This window comes from Rhodococcus sp. ACPA4 (assembly GCF_002300185.1).
GTDB classification, from domain to species: Bacteria; Actinomycetota; Actinomycetes; order Mycobacteriales; family Mycobacteriaceae; genus Rhodococcus_F; species Rhodococcus_F globerula.
In genome coordinates this window covers 152,971-177,811 of sequence record NZ_NSDY01000002.1, presented here as the reverse complement: position 1 = coordinate 177,811, position 24,841 = coordinate 152,971, and the positions used below count along the sequence as shown (strand labels likewise).

Below are 24,841 nucleotides of genomic sequence, written 5' to 3'. Positions count from 1 at the left end.
CCTAGTTCGTTGTACACATTCGCTTACTGCATGAGTACTCCGAACTCCAAGCGTTCCCGTCTCCGATCCCGAACAGCGGGAGCTTTGCCGTCAGCGATACACGGCCGACTCGAAATCCAAGTACCCGCCAACCGAACCCGCATCTGCAAACGGCAGGATCTGCGTGGCCCAGAATCCACCAACGCCGCTCTGCCGATCAATCCAGTAGTAGAGGTTGGCCAGTCCCGCCCAGGCAAGTGAACCCGCTGGTCGCCCGGTGGGAGCCACTTCCTCGTTTGTCATGAACGAGTACGCCCATCCTTTGGGCACTCCGGGGAAGAACTCGGCGTCGTTGGACAATGTCGGGATGACGCCAGGCAGAAGACCGACATGTTGGCCTTCGAGGCCGTTCTTGGTTGCTGCTGCCACCGTTTCCTGCGACAACACCCGCCCCTGATTGCCGGCACCGTCGTTCAGCCACATCCGGATGAACTTCATGTAGTCACCGACGGTGCCGTGCAACCCGTGTCCACCCATGTGTACCTCGGGCTCTGCGGGCAGTTCGAATCCTACGAGCGGAGTGAGCGTTCCGTCGGATTCTCGCTGATGAATGGTTGCAAGGCGGTCCTTCATCGACGGAGTCATCGAAAATGCGGTGTCCGTCATCTCCAACGGTTCGAAGATCCGCTCTCGCATCACGTCGCCGAGCCGTTGTCCACGAATGGATTCCACGACCTGACCGGCCCAGTCCATGTTGGTTCCGTACTCCCACTTCTCGCCCGGATCAAAAAGCAGCGGAGTGGTGAGCGCAGCTTTGGTGCAGGTGATCACGCTGGGCTGACCATGTTCCTGCGAGAGGCGGTTGTACGACTCGTTGAAGAAGTCGTAGCCGAATCCCGCTGTGTGAAGCATCAACATGCGAGTTGTGATCTCTCGCTTCGGTTCCCGCAAAATCGGCTCACCCTGATCGCCGAATCCGTCGAGAACCTTCAGCTCACCGATATCCGGAACGTACATGGCCGCCGGCGCGTCGAGATCGAGCAAACCTTCCTCGACGCACTGCAGTACCGCAGTTCCGGTGATGGCCTTGGTTGTCGAGAACAGGGCGAAGACCGAATCCGTGGACATCGGGTCTCCGAAGCCTGCAGCGCGCTCGCCTGCGGAACCCTCGTAGACGTTGCCGTCACGATCGGTGATCATGGCAACTACACCGGGGACGCCAGCGGGTCCGCGCACGGCATCTGCCAACAGACCGTCGAAACGCTCCTTCGAAAAAGCCTTTCCTGCAACATCTTCGATCGTCATCACACTTCTCCATCCGACTGAAAACTCTTCTGTCAGAGAGAATGTAACGACGATCACATGCCCGGCTCTGCCTCGAAACGGCAGAAGTTCCGTCTGATTTCGGCAGAACCGGACCGGATCACTCAGCTCTGCGGAGTGCCGATATTGACGACCCAGTTAATTCCGAACTTGTCGACGCAGGCTCCGAACTCGTCGCCCCACATCTGCTTTTCGAGCGGCATCGACACGTTTCCGCTGGAAGACAGCTTCTCCCAGTAGCCGCGCAGTACATCACCGTTGTCGCCGCTGAGGCTGACCGTGATGTTGTCACCCGGGTTGTACGGCATGCCGGGAGGAGTATCCGAGCCCATCACGGTGTAACCCTCGTCGGTTTCGAGCATTGCGTGCATGATCTTGTCCGAGCCGGCGCCCTCTTGGCCGAATTCACCGAAGGTGTTCAGCGCGAGCGTGCCACCGAAAACGCTCTTGTAGAACTCCATCGCTTCACGGGCGTCGCCGTTGAAACTGATGTACGGATTGAGTCGAGATGCCATGACTGAGCTCCTAATGCGAGGTCTGATTGATGTTCCGGGCCCTGCTGTCACTCTCACCGTCAATCCTTGCAGAAGGTTCCGACAAGAAACAACGGATCGACCTGGATCCTCGAAGATGCAAACGGGGTGTCACGACTTCCCCAAGACCACACGTTCAGACTCGCGACCTGGTCTGCGACGGCAATTCCCCAAATCGTTTCCGATATCCGGCGGCAAAAATGCCCAGGTTGACGTACCCCCAGTCGTTGGCGATATCGGAAATTGTTCTTCCGTCCGAAAACAGGAGTTCACTTCGCACTCCGGTAAGCCGACGCTCCCGCAACAACTGGCCGGGTGTTGTGTCACGGTATCGGCGAAAGCCCGCGGTGAGTGCCCGAACGCTGACTCCGACCGCAGCCGCGATCTCCGAGGCAGTCGGAACCGAACGAGCGAAAGTGTCGATGTACTCCTCCGCCGCTCGTACATACACGGGCTCCGCAGAATCGATACCCACGCCGAGTGCGATACCGGCCTGCGCCGCCCACTCCTCGAGCAGTTGCGCAGTGATCAGCTCCTGTACCCGCGCCCCCAACCGCTCACGCGACAAGGCTTCGGGCGACTCGGCGACCGCCCGCACCACGTAATCCATCAGTGCCAGCCAGCTCGATCCGCGCCCACCGATCGAGCACTTGTGTTGCCACAGACGATCATCCGGCGCCCGGCCGTACCACTGTTGGGCGTGATCGGCGACAAGCTGATGCGGCACAGTCAGATTCAACTGCAGATGATCCTCGTCGAACTCCACGAAGTAGTCCGTCCGACTGCAGTCCGCCACAAACGTTTCTCCGACAGCGGTATTCACGGACGAACCCCCACCAAGGGCATGCCGCCCGTTCCCGCGAATCGTCGTCAGAACCAGAATGTTCCCAGCTTCGGGCGAACACTCACCCACCGTGACCGGAATGCCGTAGCAGAACCGGGTGACGTCGATCCGACCGACGGTAGCCGAATACATGTCTGACGCCGGACGCAATCGACTACCGATGGGCGTGACCGTATACGGCATGTAGACGTTGTCGGACCACTCCTTGATGCGGTCCCAGTCCTGAGAAAAGGCCTGGTGGTGCCGCTGGGTCTGCCGACCCGCCGCGTCGATCAGCAAGGCATTCTCGAACATGTTCCGAGTATCGCACCACAACCGGATCGGGTCACCTGTCCCGATGGACAACGACACAGCAGAGAGACTATGCCTACCGAGTGAGAACCAGTCCCGACGTCGGCACGCCGGTACCGGCAGTGACCAATACGTTCTGGGCAGCGTCGACCTGGTTCACGGAAGTCCCGCGGATCTGACGGACACCCTCGGCTATGCCGTTCATCCCGTGAATGTATGCCTCGCCCAGTTGACCGCCATGAGTGTTGATCGGAAGCTTTCCACCGAGTTCGATCGCGCCACCGGCGATGAAGTCCTTGGCTTCTCCCCTGCCGCAGAAGCCGAGTTCTTCGAGTTGCATCAGCACATAGGGCGTGAAGTGGTCGTACAGAACCGCGGTCTGCATATCCGCCGGCCGCAAACCGCTCTGCGCCCAGAGTTGATCACCCACAAGCCCCATTTCCGGCAGTCCGGTCAGACCGTCACGGTAATAGCTGGTCATGATGTACTGATCGGCCCCGCTGCCCTGAGCTGCGGCCGCGATGACGGCCGGGGTGTTCTTGAGATCTTTGGCCCGTTCGGCTGAGGTGACCACGATGGCAACACCGCCGTCGGATTCCTGACAGCAGTCCAGTAGATGTAGCGGTTCGGCAATGAACCGGGAATTCTGGTGGTCCTCGAGTGTGATCGGCTTTCCGTAGAAGAAGGCTTTCGGGTTTGTGGCAGCATGCCTGCGATCAGCAACGGCAACGCGGCCGAAGTCCTCACTCGACGCACCGTAGACGTGCATGTACCGCTGCGCCACCATCGCGACAAACGAAGCGGGAGTTCCCAATCCGTGCGGGTACGAGAAGGCGTTGTCCGTTCCCGATGAATTGACCTGTGCCACAAGACCGGAGTTCACCTGGCCGAACCGGGCACCGGAGCGTTCGTTGAAAGCACGGTAGGCAACAACGACGTCAGCGACTCCGGTCGCGACAGCCATTGCAGCCTGCTGGATCGTAGCCGCAGCAGCCCCGCCGCCGTAGTGGATGCGACTGAAGAACTTCAGGTTCGGGATTCCGACCGAACGTGCCACGGCTACTTCGGTATTGGTATCCATCGTGAACGAGGTGAGCCCGTCGACGTCGGCAGGGGTCAGGCCCGCGTCGTCCAAAGCTGCTTGGACGGCCTCCGCCGCCAGGTGAAGTTCACTTCGGCCGGAGTCCTTCGAAAAATCCGTCGCGCCGATACCGACGATTGCGGCTTTCCCCGACAATGCACTCATTCGATATCTCCGGCCGTCGTGGAAGTCAGCGGGGTAAATGTCAGCATGACCTGGGCGGTGATGTGATCACCCAGACTGTTCTTGCCCACCACGGCAACCGTCACCAGCGCCTCGTCGAAGCTGGTGACGGTTCCGCTGAGCGACAAAGTGTCGTACGCGTACCACGGCACCCCGAGGCGGAGCTTGATCGAGGTGATGACGGCACGGGGCCCCGCCCAATCAGTGACAAATCGCTGCACCAACCCGGTGTCGGTGAGGATATTGACAAAGATGTCCTTCGAGCCGCGCTGTTGCGCCAGGTCGCGATCGTGATGCACGTCTTGGAAATCGCGCGTTGCCAAAGCGGCGGACACGACAAACGTCGGGTCGCCGTAGATCTCCAACGCCGGAAGCTGCTCTCCCACAGTGATGTCCGAAACCGAAGTCATCGAGCTTCCTCCTGCCGCGAAACCGGTACCCACGCATACAGAGTCCACGGAGTTCCGCCAGTCTCTTCATCTCCCGGAAAATCGAGATACGTTGCTTCGACGGACATCCCGATCGAGACATCGACAGGTGCGACACCTCGAAGTTCGCCGAGCATACGCACGCCTTCCGGTAGTTCGACGAGTGCAACCACAAACGGCAGTGAGCGACCGGGCACTGCGGGCGCATGATGGACGACAAAGCTGAATACGGTTCCCCGCCCGGAAGCCACGAGGTAGTCGGTCTGCGCCGACTTGTCCTTCCAGATCGCGGGCACCGGTGGATGCTGAACGCTACCGTCAGGGCGCAGTTGAATCCGAAGCTCGTGCGCGGCAACTCCGTCCCAGAAGAACTGTGTGTCCAGAGACGGCGTGGGGCGCAGCATTCGAGAAGAATCCAGATCTTCGGGCACATCCGATGGAACCGTCTCACCGGCCGCCGGAGCAAACTTCAGGATCCGGAACATCATCTCGGACACCAATTCGTCACCGACGTGCCACAGGCTTCGAGTTGTGAAGAACCAGCCCTCACCGAGGCCCGTCTTCTTGGGCCCCACAACGTCTTCCAAGACAGACGAGATCGTCACGTCCTCACCCGGTCGCAAGTAGCGGTGGTAGGTCTGATCGCAGTTGGTTGCAACGACCGACGTGTAGCCGGCTTCGTCGAGGATCTCCGTCATACGGCCGAGTGGATCATCGGATTCGCGTACAGCGCCCAGTCCTCGCATCGTCCACACCTGCGCCATGGCCGGCGGAGCGACCAGCCCGCCATGCCCGGCGGCGAGTGCTGCGGATTCATCGACATAGATCGGGTTCTTGTCGCCGATCGCCTCGACCCAGTTGCGGACCATCGGCACGTTTACGGGATCTCGGCCGGTGCGTGGCGCGCTCGGTCCGGCGGCGCGAACCTGCTCTGCAGCAGTAAGAATGGGATCTGACACAGTCAATTCCTATCTCGGAACTCTTGGCAGCTTCAAGCCGGCGGTCGCGATCAGTTCACGCATCACCTCGTTGACCCCGCCGCCGAAGGTAATCACCAGATTGCGCTTGATCTGCATGTCCAACCACTCCATGAGATCAGCCGTCTCCGGATCGAGAGGGTTGCCGTATCGACCGACAATTTCCTCGGCCAGTCGGCCGACTCGCTGAATACGCTCGGTGGCGAATACTTTGGTCGCGGAGGCGTCGGCAACATCAACCGAGTCCGAATCACTCGATGCCACCTGCCAATTGAGGAGTTCGTTCAGTCGATAGGTTGCGTGGATCTCCCCCAGCGTGCGTCGCACGTCGGTGTGATCGAGAAGATTCTCGCGGCGAGCCCAGTCGAAGACATGATCGTAGATGCCACCGACGCGGCCTGCTGGTCCGAGCATGACTCTCTCGTGATTGAGCTGGGTGGTAATGAGGCGCCAGCCCTGATTCTCCTCGCCCACAAGCATGTTCACCGGAACGCGAACGTCCTCGTAGTAGGTGGCATTGACGTGATGGGCGCCGTCGCAGGTGATGATGGGCGTCCAGGTGTACCCAGGATCCTTCGTGTCCATGATCAGGATCGAGATACCCCGGTGCCGCGAGTCTGCTGCTCCCGTTCGCACAGCCAGCCACACATAGTCCGCATCATGTCCACCGGTGGTGAAGATTTTCTGACCGTTGACTATGTACTCGTCACCCGCGCGGACGGCACCGGTACGCAAAGCCGCAAGGTCGGTTCCGGCCTCAGGTTCGGTGTATCCGATGGCAAAATGCACTTCGCCGGCCAGGATGGCGGGAAGAAACTTCTGCTTCTGCTCCTCGCTACCGTACTTCTGCAACGTCGGTCCGACCGTCTGCAACGTAACCGACGGCAGTGGAACATCTGCTCGCACAGCCTCGTTGACAAAGATCTGCTGCTCCACCTCGCCGAAGCCTCGCCCGCCGTATTCGACCGGCCAGCCGACACCGAGCCACCCGTCCTTGCCCATTCGGCGGATCACGTCGCGGTAGGTGGGTCCGTGCCGTTCGGTACGCATGATCTTCGCCTCGTCGGGCGAGATCAGAGTCGAGAAGTAACGACGAAGTTCAGCCTGCAACGCGCGCTGACTGTCGGTCAGATCGATGAACACCGGGCCCCCACGAGGTCGAGTCGATGCGAAGCGCCACCGAGCAGGCGCGCCAAGTCTTTTGCTGCCCCGTAATAGCGATGAAGCGGATAGGTGACATCCACTCCCAAACCGCCGTGCAGATGATGGAGAACCTGCATGGTCGCAGGAACTTCCTGAGCTATCCAGTACGCCATCACATCCAGATCGGACTGCGCGTCAAGCCCTTCCGACACGCGCCACGATGCCGACAGCGACACAACGTGCAGTGTCCGGGACGTGACGTAGGCGTCGGCGATCTGTTGTGCGACGGCCTGGAAGGTCGCGAGCGGCTTACCGAATTGCTCGCGGGATCCGATGTGGGCAGCAGTGAGATCCACGGCTCCGGAAACCAATCCGTCGACCACAGCCCCGATGCTCGCCAACGCGATGCGATAGAGCGTCTGCAGGGCTTCCGTACCGGCGCCCAGCAGCTCACCTGTGGCGTCGTCGAGAACGATCGCAAACTCGGGACTGCCGGACGAACTCGGCGTCGGTGTAAGCGTCACACCTGCCGAGTTCGGGTCGATCAACACAACACCGACGTCTGTCGGAACCAATACGCGGTGCGCACTCGCAGCGAAGGGGACCGCGAGCACAGTCCCGTTGACGCGGTACCGATCACCGGTCTTCTCACCGGTCTTCCTTGCCGTAACGGCTGGCTGCTCGGGAAACTGGCGGCCCGGCTCAGCCAAGGCAGCCGTGAACACCCGTCCCGCGGCAACACCGGCCAGAAGTTCGTCCTGCTGGGCGTCGCTGCCCAGCGCGACTATGGGCAGCACCCCGAATCCGAGTGTGGCCAGCGCTGGAATCGGCGCTGCCGCTCGGCCGACTTCGGTGAGCAAGGCGCCCACGTCGGTGACGGACAGACCCTCCCCTCCGAGTCGCTCCGGTAGCGCCAACGTGAGCAGATCCGCCTCGGCGAAGGCCGCCCACAAGGCATCCGGCTGTAGTTCGCGGGCCAGGAGTGCGGTAGCCACCTCGGCTACCGCATCCTGGGTTTCATCTCTGGTGAAGTCCACGCTGGCAAATTCCCGTCGTCGATATAGAACGTGTTCTAGTTGTATCACCAACGGGACCAAATTTGTAGACCTACTACTCCCGCGGTAGCCCCAGAATTCGCTCGGCCGCGACGGTCAGCAGGATCTGCGTCGTACCACCGGCGATGGACAGACAACGCGTATTGAGGAACTCCCGGGACAACGGCCCCTCGACCCAACCAGCCGGACCGCCCAACTCCATCGCGAATTCCGCGACGGTCTGACGCTGCCGAACACCGACCAGTTTGCGGACGCTCGACGCCGGTCCTGGATCCTGGCCATCCAACTGCCGCAATGTGGTTCGCAACTCCAAGAGCGATCCCACCATCGCGGTGCCGATCAAACCGCCCAACTTGTCCGCGACCACGGGATCCGGACTTCCTGCCAGAACAAGCAATTCCTCCATCGCACCACCAAGTGACGAGCCACCGCTCATCGCGACCCGCTCGTTGGCGAGTGTGGTTCTGGCCAGTTTCCAACCACCACCGAGCTCTCCGACGACACAGTCGTCCGGGACGAACACGTCGTCGAGGAACACCTCGTTGAACAGCGAATCGCCTGTGATCTCCCGCAGCGGCGAAATCCTGATCCCCGGCGTTCTCATATCGAGCAGAAAGTACGTGATGCCCTTGTGCTTGGGCACACCACGATCGGTACGCGCCAGACAGATCGCCCAATCAGCCTCACGCGCAAGCGAAGTCCACACCTTCTGCCCGTTGAGCTTCCATCCACCGTCTACCTTCTCGGCAGTGGTGCGCAGCGCGGCGAGGTCGGATCCAGCTCCCGGCTCGCTGAACAACTGACACCACGTGATGTCCCCCTTCAAAGTGGGGACGGCAAACCGTTCGATCTGTTCGACACTGCCGTGCTCGAGAATGGTTGGCACGGCCCACCATCCGATGACCAGGTCAGGTCGGCCGACGCCTGCCGCGGCCAACTCTTCCTCGATCAAAATCTGCTGAGCTGCCTTCGCCCCTTTGCCGTACGGCACCGGCCAATGCGGCGCGAGGTAACCCGATTCAGCCAAGGCAGTGCGCTGCTCGGACTCCGGCAGAGCGACCAGTTGTGCTACTTCACTGCGAATTTCGGCGCGATCGGACTCCAACGCACTGAGATCGATCTGCAGGTGACGACGCGATCCCGCGAGCGTCAACTCCGCCACCCTGGCGCGCCAACGAGACGAGCCGCCCATCATCTGGCGCAGCGACACGGCGCGACGAAGGTAGAAATGCGCCTCGTGCTCCCAGGTGAACCCGATGCCGCCGAGCACTTGGATGCAATCCTTGGCCGTGTCGACTGCCGCATCCAGGGACACCGCGGCGGCTACTGCTGCGGCGATCGGAAGTTCGTCACCCGACTCTGCCGCCACGGCAGCGTCCCAGGCGACTGCACCGACGTTTTCAACCCGGCACAGCATCTCGGCACACAGATGCTTGATCGCCTGAAAGGAACCGATCGGTTTGCCGAACTGCTCACGAATCTTTGCGTACTCCACCGCAGTCCGCAGGCTCCACGCGGCAATTCCGGCAGCCTCCGCCGACGCGAGCGTTGCAGCAAGATCAGCCACCGATCCCGTCGCTATGTCGACGATGATCCGATCCGCATCCACGACCACACGATCGAAGGAGACCTTCGCCAACGGACGGGACTTGTCGATCGTGTCGAGCGCGTCATACGTGACTCCACTCGATTCACCGTCGACGAGCACCCACACGACGCCATTACCGTTGTCGGCGGAAACCAGTACTGACACGCCGGCATCTGCGCCCCACGCGAAACCTCCGTCACCGTGAAGTTCGAGCCCTCCGGATTCGGTAGCCGTTGCGGCAACTGGTCTTTCGTCCAATACGACGGCGCAGGGAATCGCACCGTCTGCAAGCGCCTCCGACCAGCGCTTTGCCGCGGGAGTTGCACTGCGGCCGACCACCAACGCGGCCAGTGCCGTAGTGAGAACAGGACCCGGAACGAGTTCAATCGCAGCCTGCTCGAGCATCGCCGCCAGATCTACGATCTCAGCTCCGGAACCGCCAACCGACTCGGGCACAGCAACGGAAAAGAGCCCCAACGAGGCAAAATCCGGCCAACCCTGGCGCCACGAATTCGCTGGTCCACGGCGTACCATGTCCATCGGCGCTGCTGATCGCGCCCACGCCTCGATCGACTCCTGGACTGCCCGTTGTTCATCGGTCGTGGCGATAGTCACAACTGGTTCCCACCTCTCCATTAGTGACACAATTGTTTAGAACGTGTTCTAATATGACACCTGGCCATGAGTCAAGGCGCGAAGGAATTTGTCGATGACCGCAACATCTCGATCCCGCTCCACTGCCGTCGCATCCGCGACGCTCGGAGAGGACGATCTCAGCTCCAACGCGCAACGCGAACGTCGCAAGCGGATTCTCGATGCCACATTGACATTGGCATCCAAGGGCGGATACGAAGCCGTTCAGATGCGCGCGGTGGCCGAGCGTGCAGATGTTGCCGTCGGAACGCTCTACCGATATTTTCCGTCGAAGGTGCACCTCCTGGTTTCCGCTCTGGCGCGTGAGTTCGAGAAGATCGACTCCAGAGGCAAGATTCCGCCCGGAACAAGCCCGCTCGAGCGCATGCAGCTGATCCTGAGTTTGATCACCCGAGCAATGCAACGCGATCCACTGCTCACCGAAGCAATGACCCGCGCATTCATGTTCGCCGACGCGTCTGCTGCTGCCGAGGTCGATCACGTGGGCCAACTGATGGACCGATTGTTTGCACGCGCGATGACCGAAGAGGAACCGAACGACGAACAGTTGGCTATCGCCCGCGTGATCTCCGATGTGTGGCTGTCCAACCTCGTGGCTTGGCTCACACGCCGATCATCGGCCACCGACGTCGCCAATCGACTCGAATTGACCGTTGAACTGTTGCTCGGCGACGGATCCCGCAGACCTGCATAGGGATAATCCGGATCGATAATCGGTTCTGGGCACCTGTCGAGCCGACGTACCGAGCCAGGACGCTCGCAATCACCTAGATTTGAAGAGGTGAGCGCACAGGATCTCCCCATCGAACTCCGTCGAGCCCTCTCAGCCGTGGCGCAGACGCCACGGTTGCTGGTTGCCTCCGATTACGACGGGACCATGGCGCCCATCGTCGCGGATCCGGAGAAGGCGTATCCACGCGCGGAATCGGTCCGCGCCCTTCGCTCGCTCGCCAGCCTGGCTTCCACGACAGCGGCCGTCATCTCGGGACGCGCGCTCAAAGACCTCGCCGCACTCTCCCGACTCCCCGCCGAAGTACAGCTGGTTGGTAGTCACGGCTCCGAATTCGATATCGGATTTGTTCACGCTATCGACGCCGACGCCAAGAAACTGCTCGGCGAGATCAGCACCGAACTGACCCGGATCGCGTCCCGCACTCCCGGCGCGACCGTCGAGAAGAAACCTGCCAGCATCGCTCTACACGTTCGAAACTCCCCCGAAGACGACGCCGAAAAAGCCCTGATCGCGGTGCGAACGGAATCCGCGCTCTGGCCGGGAGTGCAGGTCACGGAAGGCAAGTCCGTCGTAGAACTGGCTGTCATCGCCACCGACAAAGGCCAAGCGCTTGATCTCATCCGGCACCAGGACGGCGCAACCGCTGCCGTGTTCATCGGCGACGACGTCACCGATGAAAAGGCGTTCGCCAGGCTGTCCGGCCCGGACATCGGCGTCAAGGTCGGCCCGGGCGACACCATGGCCGCCTTCCGTGTCGACAGCACCGAGGACGTCGCGGCCGCGTTGGCGTTTCTGCTCGAAGAGCGTCGTACGTGGCTTTCAGGTGCAGACGCGCCGCCCATCGAGCGCCTGTCCATGCTTGCCAGCCCCCGCACGGTTGCCCTCGTGACGCCCGACGCCACCCTGACGTGGTTGTGTCACCCCGAACCCGACTCCGCAGCGGTATTCGCCCACCTGCTCGGCGGGACCGCCGCCGGGCACTTCAGCGTCGGGCCACGGCGGACTGCGCTACCGCTGAGCCAGAAGTACCTCGACGGCACCATGACCGTTCAAACTCGGTGGGCCAGCCTGTCTGTCACCGACTACCTCCCCCACGACGTGCAACAGGGCCGAACCGACTTCACCCGCATCATCTCCGGTAGAGCCGACGCTGTGGTCTCGTTTGCACCGCGCCCGGAGTTCGGCCAAGCTCAAGTCACCCTCGAGATCGTGGAGGACGGCATCCGCGTCCTGGGCACCAACGAACCGTACGTGCTGCGATCCCCCGGTGTGCAGTGGAATATCGCCACCGACGGCAACCAGCAGACTGCCCATGCAATCGTCACGCCGTCAGCCGGCGATATCGTTCTCGAACTGCGCTGCGGCACAACAGATATGGACCCGTCACCGGCGCCCGAAGCGGATCGCCGCGCCAGGTCGGAAAGTTACTGGTCCGATTGGGCTAAAACCCTTGATCTGCCGAAACTCAAGCCGGACTTGATGAAACGCTCCGCGCTCACACTGCGCGGACTCGTCCACGCCGACTCAGGCTCCATCATGGCTGCGGCGACCACGTCACTGCCTGAAGAGATCGGCGGCGTCCGAAACTGGGACTACCGCTACTGCTGGTTGCGCGACGCCGCGCTCACCGCAACAGCTCTCGTGAGTGTCGGGTCGACGCACGAAGCCGAGGAGTACCTCGACTGGGTCCACCGTGTCCTCGAAACATTGCCGGGCCCCGAGCGTCTTCACCCGCTGTACACGCTGAACGGCACGTCACTGCCGCCTGAGGCCGTCATCGACTCCCTGCCCGGGTACGCCGGCTCACGCCCGGTGCGGGTTGGCAACGCTGCCAATCAGCAAGTCCAACTCGACGTCTTCGGCCCCATCGTCGAACTGATCGTCCACCTTGCCGATGCCCGCGAAAAGGCCGGGGCTGCCGAGCCGTTGAGCGATCGCGACTGGGAACTGGTAGGCGCAATGGTCGAAGCCGTGCAACGACGGTGGTTCGAACCCGATCACGGCATCTGGGAGATCCGCGACAACCCGCGCCATCACGTCTACTCCAAGGTGATGGGGTGGGTGACCGTCGACCGCGCAGTGAAACTGGCCGACCGCTTCGGCCGAACGGCACTGCCCGAGTGGGCCGAATTGCGCGATCAGATTGCCGACGAGGTGCGCCACAAGGGATGGAAGGACGACGTCCAGTCGTACACCGCCGCATACGACGGTGTAGATCTCGACGCCGCAACCCTGCACATCGGACTGTCCGGGCTGATCGATCCGGAGGACCCGCGATTTGCCGCGACGGTAGTCGCCACCGAAGCCGAATTGCGTAGCGGTTCAACGGTGTACCGCTATCACCACGACGACGGCCTGCCCGGCATCGAGGGTGGATTCCACCTCTGCGCGGCCTGGTTGGTCGAGGCGTACCTGCTGATCGGACAACGCCTGCAAGCAGAGGCGTTGTTCGACCAACTGGTCGCAGCAGCAGGTCCTACCGGTCTTCTCGCGGAAGAGTACGACCCGGTCGCAGAACGGTCACTTGGCAACCATCCCCAGGCTTACAGCCATCTCGGCCTACTACGCTGCGCTCAGCTCTTGGACTTACCCGCTCAGATCTTGGCCTGACCCGACGTACGGCCGACCAGTAGTTCCGTCTCGAGCATCTCGATGATCGGCACACCGGAACCGGACGGTGACATCAGCAGTGCACCCGCGCGCCGGCCCTTCTCCTCCTGAGGCTGGCGCACGGTGGTCAGCGATTCACGAAGCGCCTCGCCCACGCCGTCGAATCCGGTGATCGACAATTGACCAGGCACGTCGATGCCCTGCCAGCGTGCCCAGTCCAAAGCGCCGAGGGCCAGTACGTCGGTGGTGCAGATCAGTGCCGTGATCTTCGGATTGGTCGCGAGCGCCTCCGCTGCCGCGGAGTGCCCGGACTGCGTGGTGTGGACGTACCGCTCGATCACAGTCAGAGAAAACGGATCAATCTGCGCCGTCGACATCGCGTCGCGCACTCCCTCGATCCGCTCACGCTGAACGTGGAAATGCGGCGACTTCAGGCGCTCCTGACTGACAACACCATCCATCCGGTCTCGCCCCAGCCGCATGCAAAGCACACCGATCTCGGTGTGGCCCAGACCGATGAGGTAATCGGCAACCTTGCGCATGGCAGCGCGGTCATCGATGCCCACGAGAGACGCTCCGGGAATCTCGCGCGGCTGATCGCACACCACGATCGGGATGTGACGTTCGAGGACGGCGGCAAGATACGGGTCGTCGTCGGCAACCGAATAGACGACAAAACCGTCGACGCCGGCTTGCTGCACGACCGCGGCGGCATCCACGTCGTCTCGCCCTGGTCCGGCAGGAATCAGGAGCAACCCCTGCCCAGCTTCCTCGCAGGATTCCGAGAGGCCTGCCAGGAAGCTCATGGCAGCCGGGTCACGGAAGCTGTAACTGAGCGCTTCGGTGAGGAGAAGTCCCACGGCACCGGCTTTGCGGGTACGTAGGGAACGGGCGACCGGATCGGGTCCGGGATATCCGCGTCGCTTAGCCGCTTGGAGCACTCGATCCCGAAGCTCGACGGAGAGCTGATCGGGTCGGTTGTACGCGTTCGAGACTGTTGTTCTCGACACATTGAGCTCGGCGGCGAGCGACGCCAAAGTGGCTTGACGGCGTGGCTGACGGGACCGGGGCATAGACGGACGTTATCGGTACCCGTCAAAGTCGGCACGACGGGGCTGAACCGAACATGACCTACCAGCGACTATGCGCTAATGTGTAACGGTAACGGTTTCCAATAGCATTTAGTCCACCCTTCGTTCAGGAGAAAATTCGTGCGCTCGTCGTCCAAAATCCGCATCGCCGCCCTCGCCACCATCTCGGTCGCAGCGGCCATGGCACTGACGGCCTGCGGCTCCGAAAAGACCGGGGACGATGGCATCTCCGTCGTCGCCTCCACAAACGTGTGGGGCAACGTTGCGCAGGCCGTCGCAGGTGACGTTCTCACCGTCACCTCCATCATCGACGAGCCGTCCGCGGATCCGCATTCCTTCGAAGCCACCCCGGCTCAGGCTGCCAAGATCACCGACGCCTCCCTTGTCGTCTACAACGGTGGTGGCTACGACCAATTTGTCACCGACATCCTCGACGCAGGCAAGGGCGACCAGAAGACCGTCAACGCGTACGACCTGCTCGACGGTGGAATCCACGCAGGCGAGACCTCGGGAGAATCGCACGACGGTCACACGCACGGCGCCGTCAACGAGCACGTCTGGTTCGACATCCCCACCGTCGACGCAGTGGCCCACTCCGTCGCCGACCAACTCAGTGCACTCGACCCCGACAATGCGTCGACGTACGAGGCAAACGCACAGGCATACAGCCAGAAACTGGCCGGCATCACCGCTGTCACCGATTCGATTGCCGCTGCCCACGGCGGCGAGTCAGTCGCGCAGACCGAACCCATCGCGCACTACCTGTTGGTTGCCGCCGAACTGAAGGACGCAACCCCCGAGGAATTCACCAGCGCAATCGAAGACGGCAACGATCCGTCACCGGCCGCGATCGCCGCAACGCGCCAATTGCTGTCGGACAAGGCTGCCAGGGCCCTCGTCTACAACACTCAGACGCAGGACAAAGTGACGCAGGACATGCGCTCCACCGCCGAGAAAGCAGGCGTGCCCGTCGTCGAGGTTACGGAGACTCTCCCCGAAGGCCTGGACTACATTCAGTGGCAGACGCAGACTGCGGAGTCGCTAGCCCACGCCCTCTCTGCCCAGTAATTTCTTGCCCACTTAATTTCGAGAAGAACCGATCGGCTTGTGACAGAAACCTCCGCGAATACAACGGCGCCGGCAACAAACGCCGTGCCAGCAGTCGCCCTGAAGGACGCCCGATTGTCCTTCGGCGCCCGCACCCTCTGGGACGGCCTCGACCTCGAGGTTCAGCCCGGCGAGTTCATCGCAGTGCTCGGCCCTAACGGCTCCGGCAAGACCTCACTTCTGAAGATTCTGCTGGGGCAGCTACAACTCAGCGGCGGCAGCGCAGAAATCGCCGGAACCCCGGCCCGCGCCGGAAACTCGCACGTCGGGTACATCCCGCAGCAGAAATCCATCGACGACGGACTTCCGCTGCGCGGGCGCGACCTTGTCGGTCTCGGGGTCGACGGACATCAGTGGGGCACCGGCCTGCTTCGGCGGGGGCGTCGGCGCGCGATCGTCGACAACGCCATCGCGCAGGTCAGCGCCGAAGCGTTCGCGGACGCCCCCATCGGATCCATGTCCGGCGGTGAGCAACAGCGATTGCGTATTGCGCAGGCACTGGTCGGCGATCCGAAGATCCTGCTGTGCGACGAACCGCTGCTCAGCCTCGACCTCGCCAACCAGCATCTGGTGTCCACGTTGATCGACAAGCGTCGACGCACCCACAACACGGCCGTACTGTTCGTGACCCACGAGATCAATCCGATCCTTCCGCTGGTCGATCGGGTGCTGTATCTGGTCGACGGCAAGTTCCGCATCGGAACGCCGGCCGAGGTGATGACGTCCGAGGTTCTCTCTGATCTGTACAACACCGACGTCGAGGTACTGCAGGTTCGTGGCCGCCTGGTTGTCGTCGGCACCGGCGACGCCATCGACGCTCTCGGCAGCGCGGGCGGCCTGCGTCCGGGCGAAGGCGTCCACCACAGCGATGAGGATCACGCGTGAGCAACAAATTCACCGATGCGATGTCGCGGATGTTCGACGTGTCCGCCACTGTCGACCTTCTGCAGTACGACTTCGTCCAGCAGGCATTGATCGCCGGGGCGATTCTCGGATTGCTGGCCGGCATCATCGGCCCGCTGATCGTGAGCCGGCAGATGTCGTTCTCCGTTCACGGGACCAGTGAGCTGTCACTGACCGGCGCGTCGGCTGCCCTGCTGGTCGGAGTGAGTGTCGGCGCCGGAGCAATTGTGGGTTCGGTGGTCGCGGCAGTTCTCTTCGGACTACTGGGAGCCAAAGCGCGAGACCGCGATTCGGTGATCGGCGTGATCATGGCCTTCGGGCTCGGACTGTCGGTGCTGTTCCTCTGGGCGTACGACGGCCGAACCGGAACCAGCTTATCGTTGTTGGTCGGTCAGATCGTGGCACCTGGCAACAGCGGACTCGAACTGCTTCTTCTGTGCGCAGTCATCGTGATCGGCACGCTGGGATTCATCTACCGCCCCTTGCTGTTCGCCAGCACCGATCCCGAAGTGGCTGCGGCCCGCGGTGTTCCGGTACGCGCGCTGTCCATCGTCTTTGCGGTTCTGGTCGGCATCACGGCCGCTCTGGGTGTGCAGATCGTGGGCGCGCTGCTGGTGATGTCGTTGCTCATCACGCCCGCCGCGGCGGCCGCGTACGTCACCGCAAGCCCGCTCAAGGCCACCATCTTGTCCGTGGTCTTCGCGGAACTCGCCGCTGTCGGCGGCATCCTGCTCTCCCTCGCACCCGGAGTTCCGGTGTCCAGCTTTGTCACCACGGTGTCGTTTGTCATCTACCTGGTGTGCCGCCTCACCGGTTCTGCGCGACGCAAGAATGCCGGACGGATTCCGGCGCACGCATGACGATCCGCGTCGACCTCAACAGCGACCTCGGCGAGGGATACGGCGCCTGGACGCTCGGTGACGACAACGCCATGCTGACCGTGGTCACCAGCGCCAATATCGCGTGCGGGTTTCACGCCGGTGACCCGACCACACTGTTGGCGACCTGCCGCTCCGCTGTGGCGCAGAACGTACGGATCGGCGCGCAGGTCGGATACAACGATCTTTCGGGATTCGGCCGACGCTTCATCGACGTCTCACCCACCGATCTCGCGGCCGATGTCATTTATCAAATAGGGGCACTCGACGGACTGGCCCGTGTCGCCGGCTCCCGCGTCACGTACGTCAAACCTCACGGCGCGCTCTACAACGCGATAGTGCATCACCGTGAACAAGCGCGCGCCGTTGTCGACGCCGTTCGTAGCTACGACGCGTCCCTCCCCGTTCTCGGGCTCCCGGGTTCGGTGTTCCTGGCCGAAGCGGAAGCGGCCGGTCTGACAGTTGTGACCGAGGCCTTTGCCGACCGCGCGTACACGCCGGAGGGGACGTTGGTGCCCCGAAACCAGCCAGGGGCAGTGCTTCACAACCCTCTTGCCATTGCCGAACGCGTGCGCCGGATAGTGCTCGAGGGCGTCGTAGACGCCATTGACGGCAGCCGCGTGACGGTCCGCGCCGACTCGGTGTGCGTCCACGGTGATACCCCGGCCGCCGTCGACATGGCCACCGAAATCCGGAGACTGCTCACCGCGTCCGACGTGACGATCACGCCCTTCACCTGATTCCTGCGCCCGCACTCCTCGCTGAGGGACAATGGCTTCATGGCATGGCTCGATGTCGTTCGCCCCGGCCCGTTGACCACCGTCCAGGACCATGGACGGGTAGGTTGCGCGGCCAGCGGCGTCGGCCGCTCCGGCGCGGTTGATCTGATCTCCCACGACGCGGCAAACAGGCTGGTAGGAAACGCACCTCATGCCGCCACGCTCGAAATCACGACAGGTGGATTCGTCGCACAGGCCGTCGGGCCGCTGACCGTTGCAGTCACCGGCGCGAGGGCCCCGGTGACAGTCAACGCACGTCCCGTTGCCGACTACTCGACCCTCCGACTCGATGGCGACGACCTCCTCGAAATCGGCTACAGCACAACCGGACTGCGCACCTATCTCGCTGTCCGCGGCGGCATCGACGTCCCGGAAACTCTCGGCTCTCGCTCCACCGACACACTCGCCGAACTCGGCCCAGCGCCCGTCCGCGCGGGCGATCACCTGCTCGTCGGAGTTGGCGAAGCCGAGTGGCCGATCGAGGATTTCATCCCACCGCCGGCGCCCACCCCATGCCCCGTTCCGCTCGGCATCACCCTCGGACCGCGCGACGACTGGTTCACACCCGCCTCCGTCCACGCATTGCTGCACCACGCCTGGACCGTCACCGAAGACACCGATCGAGTCGGCGTTCGGCTACGCGGCCCCGGACCGCTGCATCGCTCACGTACGTGCGAATTGCCCAGCGAAGGCGTCGTCTCCGGCTCGGTTCAAGTGCCCCCGAACGGTCACCCCGTGATATTCCTGGCTGATCATCCCGTAACCGGCGGGTATCCGGTGATCGCAGTGGTCACCGACCCCGGAATCGCCACGCTGGCGCAAATGAGACCGGGAAGTTCGGTTACCTTCCGGGCGGCGTAGGCGGCGCTGATAGTCTCAGCCACTGCTGGCGTCGGCGCATGGCCGTCGTGAATAAGCCGAAGGAAACTGACATATGAGTATGAAGAGCAGCACAATCGCTCTGAGCGCAGCCAGTTTGATCACCGCAGCACTTGTTCTCTCGGGATGCAGCAGCTCCGACGACGGCGAGGCTGTCTCGGAGGCCACCTCGGTAGCGACCTCCGCAACTACCTCGGCCGCCGCGGCAACAACGTCGGATGACAGCATCAGCTTCAGCGGCGAACGTGTCACCCTCAACTCCGGCACCGACGCCGACGCACCGGCCATCAGCGTCAGCCTTCCGGACGGATGGTCGCAGACCCAGAAAGTCACCACCGGAAGCGTCACGGACATCCTGTCCAGCAACCAGGCCGATGCAAACGGCTTCATGCCGAACACGACATTGACGGTGGAAAGCCAGGGCACCGCAAGCCCCGACGAGGTTCTTGCCGGCGCCCAGGCGTCGCTCGGCATGCTCAACGGATGGACCGAGGTGAACAAGGTCGACCTCGACATCGACGGACAGAAGGCGATCCGCATCGCCGGAACCTGGTCGCCGCCGAACGTTGACGTTCCCCTGTTGGCGGTCATGACCGTCATCGCCTACCAGGCTGACGAATCGTCTCCCGTGTACCTGGTGAGCTTCGCGAATCAGTTCACCGATAAGGAAGACATGGCGCTCTCCGACCAGGTCGAGGAAATCAATACGTCAATCGAATTCGGCTAAGCCCCCCGTGCGCGTTTCTGGTCGTTCCCACTACCGGAAACGCGCACCGGGCCGAAGGCCCTAGCTGCTACGGCGACGACGCGCGATGTCGGCCAACACAACTCCGGCAGCAACCGAAGCGTTGAGCGACTCGACCGGTCCAGCCATGGGGATGGACAGAATCGCGTCACAGTTCTCGCGGACGAGACGTGAGAGTCCCTTGCCCTCTGAACCGACCACGATCACCACTGGACCGCTGCCGTCGAAATCGTCGAGAGTGGTGTCGCCACCGGCGTCGAGGCCCACAACCTGTACACCCTTGGACGCCCAGTCCTTGAGCGTGCGAGTGAGGTTGGTGGCGCGAGCAATCGGCAGACGAGCAGCAGCACCGGCACTGGTACGCCAAGCGACGGCACTGACACTGGCGCTACGACGCTCGGGAATCACGACGCCGTGTCCACCGAAAGCCGCGACCGAGCGCACGACGGCGCCCAGGTTGCGGGGGTCGGTGATGTTGTCCAGCGCGACGAGCAACGGCGGCTCGGCGTGCTTACGCGCCTCGGACAGGAGATCGTCCGGATGTGCGTAACGGTACGGCGGAACCTGCAGCGCGATGCCCTGGTGAAGACCGTTGGCACTCAGGCGATCCAGATCGGTACGCGGTACTTCGAGAATGGAGATTCCGGCATCAGCGGCAAGCTGAACGGATTCCTTCAGGCGGTCGTCGCTCTCGGTGCCGACGGCAACCCACAGCGCCGTCGCCGGAACGCCAGCGCGCAGGCACTCGACCACCGGGTTGCGTCCGAGCACTGTCTCGGGACCGTCGAGAACCTTGCGGCCCGGACCCGGACGGCCACCACGACCCTGCTTCTCGTCGGCCCGGGCGGCGCGCGCTGCACGCTTCGCCGCTGGATGCTTGGTGCGTGCCTCGGCGGGTGGCGTAGCGCCACGCCCTTCGAGACCGCGACGGTGCTTACCGCCGGAACCGGCAACCTGGCCCTTCTTGGTGCCGCCCTTACGGACTGCGCCGCGCCTGCTCGAGTTTCCAGCCATTGTTACTGCCCTGCCTTCAGGGACCATTCGGGTCCGTCGGGAGTATCGGTTACTTCGATACCCGCCTTGATGAGGCGATCACGGACTTCGTCCGCCACCGCCCAGTTCTTTTCCGTCCGTGCCTGCTGCCGCCGATCGAGATCGGCGCGCACCAACACGTCCAAAGCTTCCATTGCCGCCTCGGTGTCGCCACCGGACTGCGACCAATGCGCGTCGAGGGGGTCGACGCCCAGGATCGCGAGCATCGCTCGCACCTGACCTGCCGCCACGCGCGCCGCGCCCAGGTCTCCCGCTGCGAGTGCGGTATTTCCCGCACTCGCCTTGCCGTGAATCTCGGCCAACGCGATCGGGACCGACAAGTCGTTGTCGAGCGCTTCCGCGAAACCTTCTGTCCACGTTCCGAGTTCGACGCCACCTGCGCGCTTGTGCGTACGCAGGACAAACGCCTCGAGTCCTTGGTACGACTTGGCACTCTCTTCGAGGGCTTCGTCCGAGTACTCGAGATTCGAACGGTAGTGAGCACTACCGAGGTAGTACCTAAGTTCTTGCGGGCGAACCTTTTTCAAGACATTCGGCACCGACAGCACATTGCCGAGCGACTTGGACATCTTCTCGCCACTCATCGTGACCCAGCCGTTGTGCAGCCAGTACTGAGCAAAATCGTCGCCGACGCATTTTGCCTGGGCAATCTCGTTCTCGTGATGCGGGAAGACCAAATCCCTTCCACCGCAGTGAATATCGAATGCAGCGCCGAGATAGAACTCCGCCATGGCCGAGCATTCGAGATGCCAGCCGGGACGGCCGGGTCCCCACGGAGTCGGCCACGAGGGTTCGCCAGGCTTGGCCGTCTTCCACAGCGTGAAGTCACGCGGGTCACGCTTGCCCTCGGCAGCACTCTCACCCTGATGGACGTCGTCGAGCTTGTGCCCGGAGAGAGCGCCGTATTCGGGGTAGCTCTGCACGTCGAAGTAGACGTCACCGCCCGCGGCGTACGCATGACCATTCGCGATGAGACGCTCCATCATCGTGACCATCTGCGTGACGTGACCGGTGGCCCGCGGTTCGATCGACGGCGGCAATACACCCAACTGGTCGTATGCCCACGTGAAGGAACGCTCGAACGTCGTGGCCCACTCCCACCAGGGACGGCCGGCGTCGGCAGCCTTGTTCAAGATCTTGTCGTCGATATCCGTCACATTGCGCACGAATGCAACGTCGTTGTCGTGCGCCAGCAACCAGCGGCGCAGCACGTCGAATGCGACGCCGCTACGCACGTGTCCGATGTGAGGATCACCCTGGACTGTCGCCCCACACAGGTACACCGATGCATGTCCGGGGACCAACGGAACAAAATCCCGCAGGGCCCGCGTACCGGTGTCGTATAGGCGCAGGGTCACGACCAGCGATCTTACCTGTCGTTGCCGGTTGTCATGACCAACGCGGTGGCCATGGCGGCGATCCCCTCGCCGCGCCCGGTCAAACCGAGTCCATCGGTGGTGGTGGCGGAGACCGAAACCGGGGCACCGAGAACCTCGGAGAGGACCCGCTGCGCCTCATCGCGACGCGGACCGATCTTGGGGCGATTCCCGATGACCTGAACTGCGGCATTGCCGACCGTGAACTGGTTTTCCTCGAGCAACCGCCGAACCTCGGCGAGCATCCGGACGCCACTCACTCCGTCCCATTCCGGCCTCCCGGTACCGAAGACGGATCCGAGGTCGCCCAATCCCGCCGCGGAGAGAAGAGCGTCACACAACGCGTGAACGGCAACATCGCCGTCGGAATGCCCGGAGCAGCCGTCAGCATCCTCGAATAACAAACCGGCCATCCAACACGGCCGTCCTACCTCGACGGGATGAACATCCGTCCCCAGACCGACTCGCATCTAGTTTCCGTCCTTACGAATCCGCATCCAGAAGTGCTCGGGCAAGTACCAGGTCGAGTGGCGTCGTGATCTTGAAGGCATGAGCTTCACCGGCGATGGTCTGTACGGAAACGCCGAGTCGCTCGACCAACGACGCGTCGTCCGTTGCCGCCAGATCGCCGGCATCGTAGGCCTCGCGCAATACCTGCGTGGAAAAGCCCTGGGGAGTTTGTACCGCACGAAGTTCGCTACGAAGCGGAGTACCGGTAACCATGCCGAGAACATCGACGGACTTGATGGTGTCCGTGACCGGCAGCACGGGAATGACCGCAGCGCTGCCCGCCTTCAGTTCTGCGACAACCCGCGCAATCATCGCCGGCGGAGTCAAAGCTCGCGCAGCATCGTGCACGAGTACGAACTCTGCGTCTCCGGCCGCCTCGAGCCCGGCCCGCACGGAATCCGTGCGCTCTGCTCCACCTGCAACCACGCCGACGTCGTCGCTACGCCCGAGATCAGCCTTGACTGATCCGAGAAGTTCAGGCGGCACAATCACAACAACGCGGTCGACCGCTCCGGATTTCCGGAGCCCGTCAACCGCGCGTGCAAGCATGGTGCGCCCACCGAGTTCGACGAATGCCTTGGGTATTTGCTCACCCAAGCGCAATCCCCGACCTGCGGCAGGAACCAGTGCGACTACCGACACTGTCAGCTTTGTTGTGGTGTTGGTTCAGGACGCGGTCGCGAGGACCTCGTCGAGAATGATCTCAGCCTTTTCGTTGTCAGTGCCCTCGGCGAGCGCGAGCTCCCCGACGAGAATCTGACGAGCCTTGGCAAGCATGCGCTTCTCACCAGCAGAAAGCCCACGATCCTGCTCACGACGCCACAAGTCACGAACAACCTCGGCGACCTTGTTCACGTCACCTGAAGCAAGCTTCTCGAGGTTCGCCTTGTATCGACGAGACCAGTTGGTGGGCTCTTCGGTGTGCGGTGCACGCAGAACCTGGAAAACCTTGTCGAGGCCTTCCTGGCCGACGACGTCGCGAACTCCGACGTATTCTGCGTTGTCTGCGGGAACTCGAACTGTCAGATCGCCTTGAGCAACCTTCAGAACGAGATATTCCCTCTGCTCACCCTTGATGGTGCGGGTTTCGATAGCTTCGATCAGCGCCGCACCGTGATGGGGGTATACGACGGTGTCTCCGACCTTGAAAATCATGTGTCCCGTGCCCCTTTCGATTCCACTAGTTTAACACGTCGAAGAACCAGCCATGCATCAACGGCGCAGGTCAGGGGCATCCTTGCTCGAGCGTAGGGGTTGACAGTGCCTGTTGGACGTGCATTCAACCAGCGTCGACGGCCTGTTCACGGTGGCGTGAAAGCCCACGCGGACAACCGTTGTGGCTACCCAGCGACCGGCCCGCGAGAGCTGACTACTACTCTGCCTAGTGGAGTGCGAACCTGACGCCCTGGAGGACAAACCGTGACTGCTATCCGCAAGCCGACTCGCCGAGTCGCTACCGCCATTGCACTGGCTGCAGGCGCAGCCATCGCGCTGTCCGCATGCGGCTCGGGACAGGTGAGCCAGACTGCCGTCCAGCAGGCCGCCGTGAACGGCAACAGTGCCACCGTTGGTGACATCGCCCTGCGCAACGTGCATATTGCTTACCCCTCGTCCGAGGAATACAGCATCGAACCCGGCGGAAAGGCCGTGCTGGCCTTCACGATCGTGAACGAGAGCACGGAGACGACCGACAAGCTGGTGAGCATCACCACTGACTACGCTGCAAGCGTTGTCGCCGGTGAAGAGGTCGCCGGATTGGTGCTCAAGCCGCAGACATCCCTGCAGGCCGGAGAGCTTCCCGCGGGCGAGTCCGCCGAGGCCGAAGCCGAGAAGCAGATCGAGAACAAGGACCAGAACACAGACGCTCCCGCAGCGCTCGTGCTCGTGGTCCTCGAAGACATCAAGGCCGGCGTTCGCCCGGGCCTGACCATCCCGATCACCTTCACCTTCGAGAAGGCCGGCCCCGTCACGGTTCAGGTTCCTGTCGATGCGGGCCCACAACTCGAGCGTGACGTATCCGAGAAGTCACCGGTCGAGGGCTCAGGACACTGAGCTTGTAAACCTCAGGCGGACACTGCGTTTCGCCAAGGTCACGAAT

General features: G+C 62.6%; 24 protein-coding genes. 9 read left to right on the top strand and 15 right to left on the bottom strand.

Features of this window, described 5'->3' with window-relative positions; genetic code table 11:
* Positions 1 to 90 precede the first annotated feature (90 nt).
* The 9 genes from CJ178_RS24055 to CJ178_RS24015 all read right to left on the bottom strand — a co-directional run bounded on the left by CJ178_RS24055 (position 91) and on the right by CJ178_RS24015 (position 10,040).
* Positions 91 to 1,284: a serine hydrolase domain-containing protein gene (locus CJ178_RS24055; protein ID WP_095888660.1), complete on the bottom strand. Its 1,194-nt coding sequence runs from the start codon at positions 1,282 to 1,284 to the stop codon at positions 91 to 93.
* A 122-nt stretch (positions 1,285 to 1,406) separates the two neighbouring features.
* Positions 1,407 to 1,817 (bottom strand): VOC family protein, encoded by a 411-nt coding sequence (locus CJ178_RS24050; RefSeq protein ID WP_033232525.1) that lies wholly within the window; start codon positions 1,815 to 1,817, stop codon positions 1,407 to 1,409.
* A gap of 154 nt (positions 1,818 to 1,971) precedes the next feature.
* Positions 1,972 to 2,973 carry an AraC family transcriptional regulator gene (locus CJ178_RS24045; RefSeq protein WP_095888659.1) on the bottom strand — a complete coding sequence of 334 codons (1,002 nt, stop codon included), beginning with the start codon at positions 2,971 to 2,973 and terminating at the stop codon, positions 1,972 to 1,974.
* A 73-nt stretch (positions 2,974 to 3,046) separates the two neighbouring features.
* Complete coding sequence (locus CJ178_RS24040; RefSeq protein WP_095888179.1) at positions 3,047 to 4,216, bottom strand: lipid-transfer protein; 1,170 nt, start codon at positions 4,214 to 4,216, stop codon at positions 3,047 to 3,049.
* On the bottom strand, positions 4,213 to 4,644 hold the full coding sequence (locus CJ178_RS24035) for a MaoC family dehydratase (RefSeq protein WP_045068418.1): 432 nt from the start codon (positions 4,642 to 4,644) through the stop codon (positions 4,213 to 4,215). The genes CJ178_RS24040 and CJ178_RS24035 overlap by 4 nt, the downstream gene beginning before the upstream one ends.
* Positions 4,641 to 5,621 carry a bifunctional MaoC family dehydratase N-terminal/OB-fold nucleic acid binding domain-containing protein gene (locus tag CJ178_RS24030; protein WP_095888178.1) on the bottom strand — a complete coding sequence of 327 codons (981 nt, stop codon included), beginning with the start codon at positions 5,619 to 5,621 and terminating at the stop codon, positions 4,641 to 4,643. Before CJ178_RS24030 ends, CJ178_RS24035 begins: the two co-directional genes overlap by 4 nt.
* A gap of 9 nt (positions 5,622 to 5,630) precedes the next feature.
* Entirely contained in the window at positions 5,631 to 6,782 is a 1,152-nt protein-coding gene (locus CJ178_RS24025; RefSeq protein ID WP_045068414.1) for an acyl-CoA dehydrogenase family protein, read from the bottom strand.
* On the bottom strand, positions 6,767 to 7,819 hold the full coding sequence (locus CJ178_RS24020) for an acyl-CoA dehydrogenase family protein (RefSeq protein ID WP_045068413.1): 1,053 nt from the start codon (positions 7,817 to 7,819) through the stop codon (positions 6,767 to 6,769). The genes CJ178_RS24025 and CJ178_RS24020 overlap by 16 nt, the downstream gene beginning before the upstream one ends.
* Before the next feature lie 73 nt (positions 7,820 to 7,892).
* Complete coding sequence (locus tag CJ178_RS24015; protein ID WP_095888658.1) at positions 7,893 to 10,040, bottom strand: acyl-CoA dehydrogenase; 2,148 nt, start codon at positions 10,038 to 10,040, stop codon at positions 7,893 to 7,895.
* A 94-nt stretch (positions 10,041 to 10,134) separates the two neighbouring features.
* On the opposite strand from CJ178_RS24015, the gene kstR reads away from it, so the two are divergent.
* Entirely contained in the window at positions 10,135 to 10,773 is a 639-nt protein-coding gene (kstR, locus tag CJ178_RS24010) for a cholesterol catabolism transcriptional regulator KstR (protein ID WP_033232537.1), read from the top strand.
* Positions 10,774 to 10,860: 87 nt separating this feature from the next.
* A complete protein-coding gene (otsB, locus tag CJ178_RS24005) occupies positions 10,861 to 13,422 on the top strand; it encodes a trehalose-phosphatase (protein ID WP_033232539.1) in 2,562 nt (853 codons plus the stop codon).
* Here the strand turns inward: otsB and CJ178_RS24000 are convergent.
* Positions 13,407 to 14,495, bottom strand: a complete 1,089-nt coding sequence (locus tag CJ178_RS24000) for a LacI family DNA-binding transcriptional regulator (RefSeq protein WP_033232541.1) — start codon at positions 14,493 to 14,495, stop codon at positions 13,407 to 13,409. The genes otsB and CJ178_RS24000 overlap by 16 nt on opposite strands.
* Positions 14,496 to 14,633: 138 nt before the next feature.
* On the opposite strand from CJ178_RS24000, the gene CJ178_RS23995 reads away from it, so the two are divergent.
* The 6 genes from CJ178_RS23995 to CJ178_RS23970 all read left to right on the top strand — a co-directional run bounded on the left by CJ178_RS23995 (position 14,634) and on the right by CJ178_RS23970 (position 19,786).
* A complete protein-coding gene (locus CJ178_RS23995; RefSeq protein WP_095888177.1) occupies positions 14,634 to 15,581 on the top strand; it encodes a metal ABC transporter solute-binding protein, Zn/Mn family in 948 nt (315 codons plus the stop codon).
* Positions 15,582 to 15,620: 39 nt separating this feature from the next.
* On the top strand, positions 15,621 to 16,505 hold the full coding sequence (locus CJ178_RS23990) for a metal ABC transporter ATP-binding protein (protein WP_045068409.1): 885 nt from the start codon (positions 15,621 to 15,623) through the stop codon (positions 16,503 to 16,505).
* The gene (locus CJ178_RS23985) at positions 16,502 to 17,383 is read left to right on the top strand and encodes a metal ABC transporter permease (protein ID WP_095888176.1); all 882 of its coding nucleotides are present in this window, start codon (positions 16,502 to 16,504) and stop codon (positions 17,381 to 17,383) included. The genes CJ178_RS23990 and CJ178_RS23985 overlap by 4 nt, the downstream gene beginning before the upstream one ends.
* Positions 17,380 to 18,141: a LamB/YcsF family protein gene (locus CJ178_RS23980; protein WP_095888175.1), complete on the top strand. Its 762-nt coding sequence runs from the start codon at positions 17,380 to 17,382 to the stop codon at positions 18,139 to 18,141. The genes CJ178_RS23985 and CJ178_RS23980 overlap by 4 nt, the downstream gene beginning before the upstream one ends.
* A gap of 39 nt (positions 18,142 to 18,180) precedes the next feature.
* A complete protein-coding gene (locus CJ178_RS23975) occupies positions 18,181 to 19,041 on the top strand; it encodes a biotin-dependent carboxyltransferase family protein (RefSeq protein ID WP_095888174.1) in 861 nt (286 codons plus the stop codon).
* Between the two features lie 73 nt (positions 19,042 to 19,114).
* Positions 19,115 to 19,786 carry an LpqN/LpqT family lipoprotein gene (locus CJ178_RS23970; protein ID WP_095888173.1) on the top strand — a complete coding sequence of 224 codons (672 nt, stop codon included), beginning with the start codon at positions 19,115 to 19,117 and terminating at the stop codon, positions 19,784 to 19,786.
* Positions 19,787 to 19,846: 60 nt separating this feature from the next.
* Here CJ178_RS23970 and rlmB read toward each other — a convergent pair whose 3' ends face one another.
* The 5 genes from rlmB to CJ178_RS23945 are packed head-to-tail and all read right to left on the bottom strand — an operon-like array spanning position 19,847 to position 23,898.
* Positions 19,847 to 20,818 carry a 23S rRNA (guanosine(2251)-2'-O)-methyltransferase RlmB gene (gene rlmB, locus CJ178_RS23965; protein ID WP_033232555.1) on the bottom strand — a complete coding sequence of 324 codons (972 nt, stop codon included), beginning with the start codon at positions 20,816 to 20,818 and terminating at the stop codon, positions 19,847 to 19,849.
* Between the two features lie 2 nt (positions 20,819 to 20,820).
* Positions 20,821 to 22,215 carry a cysteine--tRNA ligase gene (cysS, locus tag CJ178_RS23960; protein ID WP_033232556.1) on the bottom strand — a complete coding sequence of 465 codons (1,395 nt, stop codon included), beginning with the start codon at positions 22,213 to 22,215 and terminating at the stop codon, positions 20,821 to 20,823.
* Between the two features lie 11 nt (positions 22,216 to 22,226).
* Positions 22,227 to 22,703 (bottom strand): 2-C-methyl-D-erythritol 2,4-cyclodiphosphate synthase, encoded by a 477-nt coding sequence (ispF, locus tag CJ178_RS23955; protein WP_095888172.1) that lies wholly within the window; start codon positions 22,701 to 22,703, stop codon positions 22,227 to 22,229.
* A gap of 13 nt (positions 22,704 to 22,716) precedes the next feature.
* Complete coding sequence (gene ispD, locus CJ178_RS23950; protein ID WP_095888171.1) at positions 22,717 to 23,385, bottom strand: 2-C-methyl-D-erythritol 4-phosphate cytidylyltransferase; 669 nt, start codon at positions 23,383 to 23,385, stop codon at positions 22,717 to 22,719.
* Between the two features lie 24 nt (positions 23,386 to 23,409).
* On the bottom strand, positions 23,410 to 23,898 hold the full coding sequence (locus CJ178_RS23945; protein WP_033232561.1) for a CarD family transcriptional regulator: 489 nt from the start codon (positions 23,896 to 23,898) through the stop codon (positions 23,410 to 23,412).
* Between the two features lie 264 nt (positions 23,899 to 24,162).
* On the opposite strand from CJ178_RS23945, the gene CJ178_RS23940 reads away from it, so the two are divergent.
* Positions 24,163 to 24,795, top strand: coding sequence for an LpqE protein (locus CJ178_RS23940; protein WP_033232562.1), 633 nt, complete (start codon positions 24,163 to 24,165; stop codon positions 24,793 to 24,795).
* Positions 24,796 to 24,841: the final 46 nt, after the last annotated feature.

What these genes read in the sequence shown, in the direction of transcription:
- CJ178_RS24055 (WP_095888660.1), bottom strand. Translation starts at nt 1,284, where the DNA reads ATGACGATCGAAGATGTTGCAGGAAAGGCTTTTTCGAAGGAGCGTTTC.
- CJ178_RS24050 (WP_033232525.1), bottom strand. Translation starts at nt 1,817, where the DNA reads ATGGCATCTCGACTCAATCCGTACATCAGTTTCAACGGCGACGCCCGT.
- CJ178_RS24045 (WP_095888659.1), bottom strand. Translation starts at nt 2,973, where the DNA reads ATGTTCGAGAATGCCTTGCTGATCGACGCGGCGGGTCGGCAGACCCAG.
- CJ178_RS24040 (WP_095888179.1), bottom strand. Translation starts at nt 4,216, where the DNA reads ATGAGTGCATTGTCGGGGAAAGCCGCAATCGTCGGTATCGGCGCGACG.
- CJ178_RS24035 (WP_045068418.1), bottom strand. Translation starts at nt 4,644, where the DNA reads ATGACTTCGGTTTCGGACATCACTGTGGGAGAGCAGCTTCCGGCGTTG.
- kstR (WP_033232537.1), top strand. Translation starts at nt 10,135, where the DNA reads ATGACCGCAACATCTCGATCCCGCTCCACTGCCGTCGCATCCGCGACG.
- CJ178_RS24000 (WP_033232541.1), bottom strand. Translation starts at nt 14,495, where the DNA reads ATGCCCCGGTCCCGTCAGCCACGCCGTCAAGCCACTTTGGCGTCGCTC.
- CJ178_RS23980 (WP_095888175.1), top strand. Translation starts at nt 17,380, where the DNA reads ATGACGATCCGCGTCGACCTCAACAGCGACCTCGGCGAGGGATACGGC.
- CJ178_RS23975 (WP_095888174.1), top strand. Translation starts at nt 18,181, where the DNA reads ATGGCATGGCTCGATGTCGTTCGCCCCGGCCCGTTGACCACCGTCCAG.
- CJ178_RS23970 (WP_095888173.1), top strand. Translation starts at nt 19,115, where the DNA reads ATGAGTATGAAGAGCAGCACAATCGCTCTGAGCGCAGCCAGTTTGATC.
- rlmB (WP_033232555.1), bottom strand. Translation starts at nt 20,818, where the DNA reads ATGGCTGGAAACTCGAGCAGGCGCGGCGCAGTCCGTAAGGGCGGCACC.
- ispF (WP_095888172.1), bottom strand. Translation starts at nt 22,703, where the DNA reads ATGCGAGTCGGTCTGGGGACGGATGTTCATCCCGTCGAGGTAGGACGG.
- CJ178_RS23945 (WP_033232561.1), bottom strand. Translation starts at nt 23,898, where the DNA reads ATGATTTTCAAGGTCGGAGACACCGTCGTATACCCCCATCACGGTGCG.